13 protein-coding genes and 1 pseudogene are annotated in these 13,256 nt (G+C 29.0%); 12 read left to right on the forward strand and 2 right to left on the reverse strand.

Going from position 1 to position 13,256, the window contains the following annotated elements; all coding sequences use genetic code 11:
* Positions 1–178: 178 nt before the first annotated feature.
* From KA856_RS13010 to KA856_RS13020, 3 genes and pseudogenes are all read left to right on the forward strand, one after another.
* Positions 179–340 (forward strand): annotated as a pseudogene (locus KA856_RS13010) (JAB domain-containing protein); the annotation flags it as partial.
* A gap of 158 nt (positions 341–498) precedes the next feature.
* A complete protein-coding gene (locus tag KA856_RS13015) occupies positions 499–756 on the forward strand; it encodes a hypothetical protein (RefSeq protein WP_015585940.1) in 258 nt (85 codons plus the stop codon).
* 12 nt (positions 757–768) lie between these two features.
* A complete protein-coding gene (locus KA856_RS13020) occupies positions 769–1,542 on the forward strand; it encodes a hypothetical protein (RefSeq protein WP_015585935.1) in 774 nt (257 codons plus the stop codon).
* A 27-nt stretch (positions 1,543–1,569) separates the two neighbouring features.
* Here KA856_RS13020 and KA856_RS13025 read toward each other — a convergent pair whose 3' ends face one another.
* Complete coding sequence (locus KA856_RS13025) at positions 1,570–1,965, reverse strand: YolD-like family protein (RefSeq protein WP_015585941.1); 396 nt, start codon at positions 1,963–1,965, stop codon at positions 1,570–1,572.
* A 61-nt stretch (positions 1,966–2,026) separates the two neighbouring features.
* Between KA856_RS13025 and KA856_RS13030 the strand changes: the two genes are divergently transcribed.
* From KA856_RS13030 to KA856_RS13040, 3 genes are read left to right on the forward strand one after another with little or no spacing between them, the layout of a single operon-like run.
* A complete protein-coding gene (locus KA856_RS13030; protein ID WP_015585942.1) occupies positions 2,027–2,761 on the forward strand; it encodes a hypothetical protein in 735 nt (244 codons plus the stop codon).
* Positions 2,762–2,775: 14 nt separating this feature from the next.
* Positions 2,776–3,474: a hypothetical protein gene (locus tag KA856_RS13035; protein ID WP_032495650.1), complete on the forward strand. Its 699-nt coding sequence runs from the start codon at positions 2,776–2,778 to the stop codon at positions 3,472–3,474.
* A 17-nt stretch (positions 3,475–3,491) separates the two neighbouring features.
* Positions 3,492–4,805, forward strand: a complete 1,314-nt coding sequence (locus tag KA856_RS13040; RefSeq protein WP_015585944.1) for a TcaA NTF2-like domain-containing protein — start codon at positions 3,492–3,494, stop codon at positions 4,803–4,805.
* 142 nt (positions 4,806–4,947) lie between these two features.
* On the opposite strand, the gene KA856_RS13045 is transcribed toward KA856_RS13040, so the two are convergent.
* Positions 4,948–5,049: a type I toxin-antitoxin system Fst family toxin gene (locus KA856_RS13045; RefSeq protein WP_032495651.1), complete on the reverse strand. Its 102-nt coding sequence runs from the start codon at positions 5,047–5,049 to the stop codon at positions 4,948–4,950.
* Between the two features lie 122 nt (positions 5,050–5,171).
* Between KA856_RS13045 and KA856_RS13050 the strand changes: the two genes are divergently transcribed.
* From KA856_RS13050 to KA856_RS13075, 6 genes are all read left to right on the forward strand, one after another.
* A complete protein-coding gene (locus KA856_RS13050) occupies positions 5,172–5,873 on the forward strand; it encodes a hypothetical protein (RefSeq protein ID WP_015585945.1) in 702 nt (233 codons plus the stop codon).
* Between the two features lie 350 nt (positions 5,874–6,223).
* Positions 6,224–6,778, forward strand: coding sequence for a recombinase family protein (locus tag KA856_RS13055; protein WP_015585936.1), 555 nt, complete (start codon positions 6,224–6,226; stop codon positions 6,776–6,778).
* 11 nt (positions 6,779–6,789) lie between these two features.
* Positions 6,790–7,038 carry a helix-turn-helix transcriptional regulator gene (locus KA856_RS13060; RefSeq protein ID WP_001632623.1) on the forward strand — a complete coding sequence of 83 codons (249 nt, stop codon included), beginning with the start codon at positions 6,790–6,792 and terminating at the stop codon, positions 7,036–7,038.
* A 384-nt stretch (positions 7,039–7,422) separates the two neighbouring features.
* The gene (locus tag KA856_RS13065; protein ID WP_015585937.1) at positions 7,423–9,009 is read left to right on the forward strand and encodes a primase C-terminal domain-containing protein; all 1,587 of its coding nucleotides are present in this window, start codon (positions 7,423–7,425) and stop codon (positions 9,007–9,009) included.
* Between the two features lie 583 nt (positions 9,010–9,592).
* Entirely contained in the window at positions 9,593–12,337 is a 2,745-nt protein-coding gene (locus KA856_RS13070; protein WP_015585948.1) for an ATP-binding protein, read from the forward strand.
* Between the two features lie 53 nt (positions 12,338–12,390).
* Complete coding sequence (locus KA856_RS13075; RefSeq protein ID WP_015585947.1) at positions 12,391–13,251, forward strand: replication-relaxation family protein; 861 nt, start codon at positions 12,391–12,393, stop codon at positions 13,249–13,251.
* The last annotated feature ends 5 nt before the right edge of the window (positions 13,252–13,256 follow it).

A 13,256-nucleotide genomic window follows, 5' to 3' on the forward strand; every position in this document is an offset into this window, starting at 1 on the left:
AATAAAAAGGAATTAGTTTTTTTATTTGTGGTACATTCTTCTGACCGTAATCAATTGTCATCTAATAATGACATTGTATTTTTTCATTTGATTTAACACGTTAAATATATGTTCTTAAAGTAAAAACATTGATGTTAATGGATTTTTAGTAATTTACTCTTGATAAGACCCGACGCCATCAGTCAACGATATTATGGTTGGCAAGAGATTAAAGCTTATAGGGGAATTGCTAAGTATTGATGTATTAGATAGTTTAGTAGTAAGTGATAACAATTATACAAGTTTAGAAGAACTAGAGTTATTAGAAACAGAACTCAATATAAATGATTTATTAGAATAATTGGTATGAGCCAAGCCCCCAAAAAAACGGGGGCGGGCGCTCGTCCAGTTTGTATATTATGCAGTTCCGCCCGACGATAAAAACCAATCGTCGAACTACACCGCATAATATACAAACTGACCTCGCGCCCGCCCCGTACTTAAAAAGGAGTGTTAAATATGATGTATTTAAAAACACGTTATATAACATTAAAAGATTTAAAACAATTAGGAATTGCAGATAAAAACGGCTTAATAGACTATCAAGAATTTAATAAATTAAAGCTAGAAAATAAAGATAAAGGAGTTAATTTAAAAATGGGTACAAATAACATATTTGAAAGAGGTATAAACGTTATAGACAATAGCCCAATTTACTACAATGGAAAGCGTTACGATAATAAAATTGATATAATTGATGAAAATAAAAAAATATAAAGGGGCAAGGATATGTTTACAATTAATGACTATTATAAAAGTATATCTGATGAAAATAAGCAAGACGAAATTATCAATTTAGAAGATATTATTAACACTTTGAAATTATTAGACGTAATGGGCTATGATGAAACATTTATTAAAATAACTGATGCTATTATTATTGATGAACTTAAAGATAAAGACACTTCAGATAATGTTCATCTTAAAATTAATTATGTAATCGTTAAGGAAAATGAATGCCAAAAAGAAGATTTTGAAATTATATTACCGCTAGAAATTCTTAAAGTCGATAAAGGAACAGAAGCAATTAAACCTCAAAAAACTTTTGTATCAGTTGAAAATATAAATACGATAATAAGTAAGTTGTTTGAAAAAATAGCGAAATATAAGCGTTATTTAAAAACAGTAATAGATATAAGTAATATTGATGGTTTTCAACATACTGGGCTGTATGATGAAGAACATAGACTAAATACAATTAGTAAATTAAAAGTGATGGAAACACTAGATGGCGATAATTTCACACGCTATATTTTTGGTAATAGAGATTATAAAATTAGCAACTCGGATATTTATAGAATATTTGAATTAGATAAGCAGGTTTTTCCTGAAAATAATATCGACGAATTTTTAAATGATGTAAAAAATGCGACGATTAAATTAGGCATAAAAAGCCCGCAAGAACTTATGCAGTCTATAAGATATAATGACGAAAAATCAATGATAATAGAGCCTTCAAAAGATTTAGAAGGTGTAGAAAGTATAGAAGTTAAATTGCCATAAAAAATAACACCGTGAAAACGGTGTTATTTAATCAACACTATATATATGAGGTAGCGGAATGACTATCATATTATTTTTATCGTTGTAGATGTGCAAAGTATTATCTTCAATATTTATTTTATGAATAGTTCCAGAAAGATTTTTTATATTACCGTTGTGATAATACTTTATATTTGCGCTAGGATTATTAAACATTTTTTCCACTATAGTATTGTTAATATCAAGTATTTGGTCTTCACTTTGAGAAGGCTCAGGCACTTTACTTTGATCTTTTATGAATTGTTCAAGCTGTTCATATTGTTCAGGGATTGTGGCCATAGGTAGCCATTTTTTCATTCCTCGACCTTGTGGGATATTAGGGTTTAGATACTTACGTGGTATTTTTCTATAATCTGTTTCATTAGCATATTTTTTAGGTAACATTTCAACACCTCATCAATATTATAGAACATATGTTCTGTTTTGTGAAGAAAGAAGGGATTATATGAAATTAAATTGCAACGATTATTCTTTGTATACCTTTAATCCAAAAGTAATGGACTATAGCAGTATTTTAGAACAATTAGACATAAGTAAATATGAATATGTATCAAAACTAAATAATGATTGGGTTAAGGTTATATCAAATTTAAATGACTTATATGATGAAAAGACATTGTTCAGTGAATTAGACAAAATAGATGAAAATGAGGTTTACAGTGTTTCTCGTGGTAATCATTGGGCTTCGTTTATATGTGATATTGCTTTTAATGTTGGCGCTATAAATGATTATGTAAAAAAACGTGGCAATGAACCTATTAAATTGAGTTATAAAATTTTTGGTTCTGAAAATAATGATTTAGTTAATTTTAGTTATGAAGGAAACAATGATGTTAAATTATCAAATGATCCTATTATAGTAGTACCAGATTATGTTACTACTAGAGGTTCATTTTATCCTAAGCAAGAACCTGCACAAGCATTATTAGTAGTCGACGGTAATCATAGAGCTAGTAAATTAATTGATGAATTTGATGAAGAAATTAAAGCTTATTATGTATCATTAGAAGAATTACTTGATGAAAATTTGTTCATTACTAAATTAGATGGTGCTTTATATAGTCAATTTGCAGATTTTACAAACATTTTTAGGGAAGTTCAAAACCCTAAATTGAAGCATATTTCAAGGAAATATTATAGAAAAAGCTATTTAATGAAATACTTTAGTGAGTTTATATAATGAGGGGGATTTTTATGTATAGTATGAAATATGAAGAAGAAAAAGAAAGATTAATAGAATTACTTTTGTCTAACTATAGCCAATACAAGGAAGAATTGAACTCGGTATTTGAACAGATTAAAGCAGATAAAAAAATGTATGTAGATAGTGGTAGAGATATAACTAAAAATAAAAGTGCTGTTAGAAGTTACATAGACAATGTGAATGGTAAGGATAGAACGAAAGACGAAGAATTTATGATACAGTGCAAGAATATAAGTGATCGTTTTAAATATATTCAAACTTATCAAAATAAATATAATGGGGTAAAAACGCGCTATAATAATTTAATAAAAAGTGTTAAGAAACTATCAAGCTTTATAAGTATTACAAATGACGGTCTAGGATATAGTAAAAAAGGCGATAAAATATTAAAACCAATTTACACAAATAAATTTACTATACATGCTGAATTTCACTCTATGAATTTATTAAAGTCAAACATTGATACTTATATAAAACATGAATTTTTAGATAATAATAATGGCTTTGCATATGTAGAAGAAAATAATAAATATATAGATAATAACAACTTGAAGCAAAGAGAACGTGAATTTTTTGAAACTTTAATACATGTAATGGAATTTCAATTAGAACAAGTAAAGAACATAGAGCAGAATATAGATATAGAAGACGTGCAAAGTTATTTAAAATACTATCTATTTTATAAATAGTAATAGAAGGTAGTTATATGGAAAATAATAATCAATATAAAAGATCTGATAAATATAAGTATCATAAAAATATGATAATAATCGTACCTATAGTTGTTGTAATGCTTATGTTGGTAGGATTAATATATTACTTTATAACAAGTAATAACGCAAAAGCGCAACTAGATAATTTTGAAGAAGCTGTTCAATCTAAAGACTATAAAGAAGTATCTAAAACTTTAACTTCTAAAGATGTTAAAGTTACCCATGCAGAAGCTAAACAGTTTGTAGATTACATGGCCAAGAAAGAAAACCATAACAAATTCAAAAAAGAAATGAACAATATTAAAAGCAATATCAAAAATAGTGAAAGTGATACGGTTGATTTTGGCTATATAACAGACAAGCAAGAACGAAAGTTGATAGAAATAACTATGAATGGGAACAAGTTTATATTTATTGATAGATTGGCTTTTAAACCTATATTTCATGATGTATATATAGAAAATAATTCATATTCAAATGCTAAATATGAATTTAATAATGTTGAAGATAAACAACAAATTATTACAGCGCCTAAAAATAAAACAACAAATATTGGTAAGTTTTTTGTAGGTAAATATGATATAGAAGCCCAAAAAATTTATGATGATGATAATTCATTGATTAAAGGCAAGGTTAAGGGCAATATTCGATTTGATACAGATAATCTAAATAGTGATAAAAAAGTCATTGCACACGCTAGTTTTAAAGACGCGAATTTTAAAGTGAATTTAATTAACAGTGAAAAATTGAATGATGATATAAAACTTTATATCAATGATAAGCCTATTGAATATAAAAACAATAAAGTTTACGGTGCTTATCCAATAAATGAACCTTTAAAAGTTTATGCTAAAGGTAAAATAGGCGATAAATCATTTAAAACTAATACAGTAACTATAAAAGACGATCAGGGGGCAGAACCTCAAAATATAAGTTTGAAATTTAATGAAGATACTATTAATGACTATTTAAAGAGTATCAAAGATATTGAATTAGGCGCTAAATCGTTTATGGAAGACTATACTAAAGATTTGAATAAAGCCTATAAAGAAAGTAGTTATAAGGTCATAGACAAATATATTGAAAGTAATAGTGATTTATCGCAATATATGCGGTCAATGGTAGAAAGTAAGAAGGAAAACAAATATAGACGACCTGAATTTGAAAGTGTTAATTATCAAGAGGGAAAAGTTAATATCATTTTGAAAAAGGAAAATCAGAATAAAGATAGCATAAAATCTAAATATGTACTGAAGTATAATAAATCAGATGAAAGTTATAAAATACAAAGCTATGAAGATATATAGAAAATTTTACAAACAATAACAAAGAGGATATACTGTAAGTAAGTTGAGAAATAATTGTTTCGACAGACATGTTGAAGCACCAAACGCCATCTACTATAGCCGTAGTAGATGGCGTTTTTTAGTGCCTGGTTATTTAAAGCTATCAACGCTTACGATTATTTAACCAATGTTTATAAGTCGTAAGAACTATGCCAATAACTATTGGCGCAATAAGTGTTGAGTAAATAATTGTTAATACAGACATATTGTTAGCACCTCCTAACTTGTCTGATTTCAACAGTTAGGATTGTTGATGACATAAGTCATTATATCATCAAGGTAGTGTATAATTAATGATAAAAAAGCTTAGGGTAAGGGGAAAATAAATTGATAAAAATAGAGCAATACCAATACAATGACTTTGATGATTTAATAGAAAGTTTTAAAAAAACGTTAGAACCAAAATTTGAAAAAGCTAACTGTTTTAGATATTCAGACTTTACTATTGCAGATGAAAAAGAGTACAAAGCAATTTTAAAATGGTTATTGAGTAATGGTTATTACATTAAACAATTTCCTAATGTAGTAAATAAACAAACCCCATTAAATAGATTTGCTTATGATGAAATAAAGGCCAAAATAAGAGCGAATAAAAGATACAACCCCGACGATAGTATACCGTGGACTGATCGCAGGGAATTAATCAACGAACTGGAAATAATTAAAAAAAATAGCGATACATTTTTTGAAGTTGAAGAAGACTTGAATACTACTATTAATAAAATTGCTAATGGTAGGGGTGGTCTTGAAGATCAGACAATAGACGATCAACTGGCAACTTTAAATAATTGTATAGAATACTTATTGAAAGAAGAAGGTAAGTTTAAGGATGTATCAGAATGCGTATTTTATGGTTATATTGATAACAAAGATATAATGAAGTATAGAAAAGATACACATATATTTAGACATTCTAGCACTGAAACATTAAAAGAAAAAAGTAAATGGAGTAAAGAGAAAAAGCAATTTTATATTCGACTGGGTATTATTATAGTTACAGCAATACATAATGATATGTATTGGTTTTAAAATAGCATATACCCTGGTCAAAAATGATCGGTTTTGACAAGGGTATGACATTAGAAAATAATACATTTCAATAAATAAAATAATTTAATAAAAAATACGCTTGAATAATTGCTATATATAAGGGTTAAAGACTTATAGAACTGAATAAATTCTATAAGCCTTTAACTATATTCGTACTTGGTCAAAACATGTGTTAAAATCAAAGTGTCAAAACTAAAGGTAAAAAGGGTTTTTGACCAAGCTGAGAGAAGCCCTCAGACGCCGCGAAAAAATATTTTGAAGCCCATTATACGTAAACGCGCACACAATCGTTCATATTAAAGCTATTTATAAAGGAAGTAGGCGATATTTTGGCTAAAATAGGCTATGCAAGAGTTTCAACGATCAGTCAAAGTTTAGAAACACAAATTAACTTATTAAAAGCTGAAGGTTGTATTAAAATATTTTCTGAAAAAGTGAGTGGCAAGAAAACAAATAGAAGTAAATTAGATGAGTGCTTAAAATATTTAAGGGAAGATGATGTATTAGTTGTGACTAAAATTGATAGATTAGGGCGCACAACTAAACAATTAATAAATTTAGCAAGTTGGCTACAGGAACATAATATAGAATTAAAAATATTAGATGGCAACTTTAATATGAATAGCCCACTAGGAAAAATGATATTTACTGTAATGAGTGGCTTTGCAGAATTAGAAACAGATTTGAATAGAGAAAGAACCCTTGAAGGTTTAAACGAAGCAAAAGCTAGAGGAAGAAAAGGCGGACGACCAGGTGTTACGGAAGATGTGAAGAACTATGTTATGTATCTATACAATAATACAGAGTTATCAGGTAATGAGATCGCAAGAAAAACGGGTGTAAGTAGATCAACAGTATATCGTATTAAACGTGATTTTAATTAGGGGGAAACAAGATGAATGAAAATATATTATTAGAACTTTGTTCTAAACTTAAAGGGATAAGGAAGGGCAAGAAGTACACACAACAAGAAGTCGCTGACATAATAGGAATTAATATATGGACTGTGAACAGAATTGAGAATAAAAAATTAGAAGAAGTTAAACTTAAAACAATTTTACGTATGCTTGATTTATATGAAATCACACTATATGAATTTATAGAAGATAATAAAGACTTAGCAAATAGAGCCTATAACAAATAATATTTAATTTATTTGCAAATGTACCAAAATTATTGCAATCGTCAATATAGAAGTTTATACTAGAATTAATCAAAAAAAAGATATGAAAAAAGACCACGTGCAAAGTTAAAATTGCTACCAACATTTTTAACTTCTAGCGCTTGAAACGTTACTGAACCTAACGTATACAAACGGTTTTCGGGTCTTCTTCCATACCTTATATTTTAGGTAATTTTTTGTACTTTTCTTATACCTAAATTATAGGGGCATGAGAGAAGAAAGTAAAGAAAAAGACGCTACTTTTCTACTTCGCTACTCGACTACTTTAAAAGTATATGGACGCCTAAACAAGGACTGATAACGCTTACAAGCGTTATCAGTCTTTTTGTTTAGGAGGTGCAGGCAATGCTAAATATTAATAAAATTTATGATTTTATATTACATGGAAGTATAGAAAAGTATAAATTTAAAAATTCTAAAGCTACAGATTTAGAAAAAGCTAAATTTAAGGCTACACAACCCAAAAATTGGAGATCAGCACGTATAGCTGTTTCTCCAACTAAAGAATTACTACAAAATGGGTATGGTGTTATATTTTCGTCTGAAGAAGCTTTAGTTCAATACGGTCATAAATTTAGCCACTGGACACCAAACCCATATAATTATTTAAGCACAAAGAAAAAAGAAGATGTTGAGGATAAGAAGGTTACTAATTTATATCCAATAGTGAATAGAACAAAGGATAATGTAAAACAAATCAATACTTTTGTATTAGATATTGATAAAGATATTGAATATAACGAATTAGTTCAAAGCTTAGCTTCTGCACATATAAATGAAGGGGTAGAAATGCCTAACTTGTATGTAAAGACGCCTAGAGGTTGGCATTTATACTTTGTGTTAGACATTCCATTTTATGGCAAAGGTATAGAAAAAAAGGCATTGAAAGTGGCTGAAAAAGTACATAGTAGTTTAGCATATGCAATTTCTAAATATTTACCAATAGATAATCAATGTGTATCTACTGGTTATTTCAGATTGCCTACAAAAGATAATGTAAAGTTGTTTACAAATCAATACTGTATAAAAGATGATATGGTGCGCTGGAGTAAAGAGTATTCAGAAAAACACAGTTTAAATCAGAATGTTTTTTATAAGAGTATAGTCAATGGCCAAGAATTAACGCCTGAATGGGTTGATTATTTGTTAAAAGAAGCAGATGTTACATCAATTGGATATGGTGTTGGTAGAAATAACACAATGTTTTCAGTGGCTTTGTACTATTATTCAAAAAATGTAGATTTAAAAGAAGCAGAAAGTAATATCTATGCTTTTAATCAGCGCTTAGCCAACCCTTTATCATATAAAGAGGTTGAAAGAGTAATTAAAAGTGCTTATAGCGGTCGTTATGGTGGTGCAATGCGTGAGCATGTAGAAAACCTATTAGAAGCATTTAGTGATGGCCAAATTGCGTATAGTAATAGTGGTGTAAGTATCAATGGTTTTTGGAAACATAAAAAAGAGCGTAAAGATCGTGTTAGAAGCCATTTTGATGAACGTAAAGACGATTTAGAAAGATATTTAAATGAACATACAAACAAGCAGAAAGTGTTTGTTAAAGGCTCAATGAGTGCTATTGCTAAAAAGTTAGGAATGGCTAGATCTTCTTTATACGCTATTTTTGAAAAGCATATTAACAAAGGAACTATTATAAAATACACAATTAAAAACGGTAGATATTCAGAAACTTTCATTGCTTTAAAAAGCGTGTATATTGAAAGTTTATTTGAGATGGTTAAAAGTCTTAAAAAGAAAAAAGAAAGCTATATAAGCGCTATTAGATACCTTGTAAACAATGAAAGAAATACACATAGTTTAATGGTACAAAATAACGGTTTGATGAATGAAATAGAAAATACACTCACATATATAGATCGGCATACTCAATTTATAGAAGGTAATGAAATTTTATATGAACGGTTTATTAGTTAAATTTTAATTGTCCAATGTGCCATTACGTATATCAGGTGTGCTTGAGTGTTGTTGTAAATAATATATATAAGTGAGTAGTTAAGTAGTTATGTAGAATAATAGAAAACACCTACTAATTAAAATTAGCAGGTGCTAAGAAACAAAAAATATACCTAAATATTTTTAACAAAATGGAGATCTCTCCCCAAAAACAATTATATATTATGGGTGTATATTTCATTTAATTATGGTGTGAATATATATTAGATTATATTATGGATTAAAGATAATATAGTAAGATTATGGTTTAATTTAATTCATAACATAATCCATACCATATTGAACTATATAACCCATTACATAAAATACAAAAAATATGTTGTATTCACAGTCTTTTTAAGGTAAAATGTAATTAAGGATATAAAACCACCGTATTTTTCGTGACTATCTCCTGTTAGATTAAATAAGATTACATTATTCATAGAATAATATAATCATCTTAATTAATCGTAACTGGAGAAGACTTTGTTTTTTATTTGTTAAATGCGGGGGCGACATATCCACTGTACCTTGACAACCAAATACAAACGGGAGGTATCCACATATGACGTCTAAACTTCTTAGACAACTCTCCTTATTCATATCCTATATCCTTATCCTCTCACTACTCATATATTTCACAGCGCGAGCGTCACTGATCGCTGGTGCAATTCTTGCAATTGTATTTATAATATTTTCTATAATATTACGATTTATTATGAAAATAATTAAAATACAGAAAAATATGAAATATTATAGAATATTAACTTATGAAGGAGATTTTCCTAAATCTGATAAAATCTTTAAATTATTAAAAAATATTCATTCAACTAGAAGAAATATTTTTGAAAGATTTTTTTATGGAGATCCGTGGTTTACTTTTTTGATCTATAGAGAAAATAGACGAGGAAAAAGTAAGGATAGTAAATTAGGTTTTTACTTAGCAGGGGATAAAGAGTTAATGGTTTCAGTTAGAAAACATTTTAGCAATGTTTATCCAAACATAGAATTTCATGAAGCAGATGAAAGCCATTTAGATTTTCCTACTAAAAGATCATATTTTGGTTATGCTAAGTTAAAACATAATTCTTTAAAACAGGGTTATCCTATAGAAAACTTTCAACATGATAATTTAACTAAGATAGTTAGCATTATGGAACCTGATACATGGTTACAATTTAGATTTAGAAGAAATTACGGTTTTAAGTTAAGAAAAGCTATAAAAAAGACTGATGAAGATATTAGAGAGCAAAAATTTAAGGATCGGGATAATTACGAAAAGGAGATTTGGAAAGAAACCAACAAACGTTTTACGTATAGTGATGTTGCTTTTGATACAACAATAAGTATGGCGACTAACTCACATGACGGCCAGCATTTATTAAAAGATATGTATACAATTCTTAATGAATGTAAGTCTGTAAATGAACTTGTATATAGGCCTTCAATGTTTAAGGTAGTGGATTGGTACAATTTATGGAAACGTGGTAAAAGTGTTTTAACTTCAAGAGAATTAGCTAATTTTGTGCATATGCCAGTTATTAATCGAGATAATAGTTTGATTGATAAAATTAAGCCATTTACACCATATATTGAATTAGGTAATACGCCTTTAAGTGAAGACACTTTAGCAACGGGTCTTAAATTGGGAACTTTAGACCACCCTATAATTAAAGATAGGGAAGTATTTATTTTACCTGAAATACTAAGAAAACAATTTTGTGTTACAGGCGCAACGGGTTCAGGTAAGACGAACCTTTTAAATTGTATTTTGAATAACTTCAATAAAAGCTTTGTTGAAAGTTCAGAAGCGACGCCAGGGTTTTCATTAGTAGACCCTTCAGGAAGCGCAATAAAGTTATTACTTAATAGATTGCGTGTTTTTGAAACTTTTGAAGGTAACGAGGTAGATTGGGATAAAGTACATTTCATCAAAGTTAAAGATAGTGAATACCCGTTAGCATGTAATTTGTTGGCTAAATTAGATGGCGAAAATTCTGAAGAAATGATAGATAATGTTTTCAGAATTATCAGCGAAAACTTTGATACAGCAACCCAAGCTGAAAGACTATTGCGATACACAATTAAAGCGTTAATTCATGATCCAAAAGAAACTCATACGATTATGTCCGTTATAAGAATGTTATACAAAAATGATGATATTTTTAGAAAACGTATCATTGACCGTATTAGACCATATACAGAAATGTATGAAGTGGTTAATTTCTTTGATAATGAAGCTTCTGATTTAATTGAAAGTCCGTCAGGTCAAGCTGTTTTGAATAGGTTAGATGTATTTAAATCGAACAGTACATTAAGAAATCTGTTTTGTCAGAAAGAGTTTAACCTACCAATACGCAAGTGGATGGACGAAGGGCATATAGTATTTTATGACCTAGTAGGAATGAGTGAACAGGAAATTAAAATATTTTGTTCATACATTGCTTATATGTATTATCGTGTTGCAGATCAAAGACCCGCCGACACTTCTTTACTTCATTTAACGGTTGTTGATGAAGCGCATAAAGTACAAGCTTCTATCTTCCCTAAAATCATCAGTGAACAAAGAAAATTCGGCCATTCATTAGGAATTGCTACACAAAATTTAGATGATTTAAATTCAGAATTAAGATCAGCATTAGTTAATAATCAATCTAATTTCTTTGTTTGTAGACAGGGGGAAAGTGGTTCAGCATTAGCAACTAAAATCTTCAAAAGTAGCGACAAAAAAGAACAACATTACACTGAAAGTTATTTTAAACAGTTGCCCGACAATGTTTGTGCATTGAGAACACAAGATGTTATTGAAGGCGAAACAGTTAATGTTAAAACACAAGTTAAAGTGAAACCTATTGACCGTGTTATGGAAGATGGGAAAGTTGCTGATTATAAAGATCAGTATGAACCTAAAATTGCAGACGAATGGACTATGAAAAAGGCTGTAGAGTTAAGCGCTAACAACGGTATGTATTATAAAGAGATACCTAAAATGGTAAGAGCATTTTTTGAAGATGAAGAATACACTTATCAAGGTAAGCAACAAGAAGAATTTAAAGCTGATGTTATTAAACGTAAACCGATTGTTCCAGAAGAGATTAAACGTAAGCCAAAAGAACAAAAACAAGAAATTAAACCTAAAACAAAAAAACTTAAATTAAATAAATCTAAAGTCGTCTTGAAAACATCAAAAGACGAAGTCAATCAAGAGGAACGAACTAAACCGAATGAAGACAATCAAGTTTCACAGGAAACAGAGCAATCAAAAAATGTAGGTTCCTTTTTAAGTGGCTTCACAGATAAGGGGGACTGATTAAAATTAACAAAATGGAACGTTCTCTCCTCAAAAAATTGGAGGAGAAAGGCATGTCATATACAACATTAAATGAAAAAGACTTCAAATTATTTAGCTTCTTAGAAGCTCATATATATTTGACTATCGAGCAAATACGCACCGCAATATATTTAAATGATGATGGTTCAATGAAATCAGAAAAATCGGTTTGGAATAGATTAACCAAATTAGAAGAAGACGGCTATATTACTAAATTTAAAGCACAAGCAACATTACAAGCTAAGCGCCCAAACTCAATATATTGTTTAACTAAAACAGGTAGTATGTTTTTAGAAAGTATGCAAGGTTATACGCATTTCAAATCAGTATATGAGAAAAAGCTTCCAATGTGGTATATGCACCAGTTAGCCGTTAATGATGTTGTATTATCATATGAAAGACATAAAATACCCGCCGTTGACTTACTAGAATATGCAAACGAGCAAAGAACTACTTTTCAATATAATGACGGCCGTGAAGATGTTATTCGTCCTGATGGTGCAATTTTATTAGAAAGACAAGATGGTTACGTTATAGGCATTATGTTAGAAGTTGAAAGATCTAAAAAAGCTAGAAAGTTTACTTATGATAAGTTAGTGAGATATAAAGACTTTTTTAATCAGTCAAATAACACTATGAAAAGATTTCATATTCATGCAGGTTTTGAAGAATTTGTAGATGAATGGCGTTTGTTATTTGTGAGTAATGAAGATGAAAATTATCGTAAATTGAAACGTGATTTCAAAACGGTAGATTTTGAAGACGCTTTTAAAGGTCAAAATAGTTTTGATGTAATGATAGCCAAGCTTGATGACATAATGACTAACCCTTACGGTGCAATATATAATTATTTCAAACCAGGTGTAGACTTTGATGAATTTAGAACACTTTAACATCA

Source organism: Staphylococcus sp. GDB9P120P (assembly GCF_017893435.1).
Classification (GTDB): domain Bacteria; phylum Bacillota; class Bacilli; order Staphylococcales; family Staphylococcaceae; genus Staphylococcus; species Staphylococcus cohnii.

Excerpts from the sequence above, each read along its gene's own strand:
- KA856_RS13030 (WP_015585942.1), top strand. The coding sequence starts at position 2,027 with ATGAAATTAAATTGCAACGATTATTCTTTGTATACCTTTAATCCAAAA.
- KA856_RS13065 (WP_015585937.1), top strand. The coding sequence starts at position 7,423 with ATGCTAAATATTAATAAAATTTATGATTTTATATTACATGGAAGTATA.
- KA856_RS13075 (WP_015585947.1), top strand. The coding sequence starts at position 12,391 with ATGTCATATACAACATTAAATGAAAAAGACTTCAAATTATTTAGCTTC.
- KA856_RS13015 (WP_015585940.1), top strand. The coding sequence starts at position 499 with ATGATGTATTTAAAAACACGTTATATAACATTAAAAGATTTAAAACAA.
- KA856_RS13035 (WP_032495650.1), top strand. The coding sequence starts at position 2,776 with ATGTATAGTATGAAATATGAAGAAGAAAAAGAAAGATTAATAGAATTA.
- KA856_RS13045 (WP_032495651.1), bottom strand. The coding sequence starts at position 5,049 with ATGTCTGTATTAACAATTATTTACTCAACACTTATTGCGCCAATAGTT.
- KA856_RS13060 (WP_001632623.1), top strand. The coding sequence starts at position 6,790 with ATGAATGAAAATATATTATTAGAACTTTGTTCTAAACTTAAAGGGATA.
- KA856_RS13025 (WP_015585941.1), bottom strand. The coding sequence starts at position 1,965 with ATGTTACCTAAAAAATATGCTAATGAAACAGATTATAGAAAAATACCA.
- KA856_RS13040 (WP_015585944.1), top strand. The coding sequence starts at position 3,492 with ATGGAAAATAATAATCAATATAAAAGATCTGATAAATATAAGTATCAT.
- KA856_RS13020 (WP_015585935.1), top strand. The coding sequence starts at position 769 with ATGTTTACAATTAATGACTATTATAAAAGTATATCTGATGAAAATAAG.
- KA856_RS13070 (WP_015585948.1), top strand. The coding sequence starts at position 9,593 with ATGACGTCTAAACTTCTTAGACAACTCTCCTTATTCATATCCTATATC.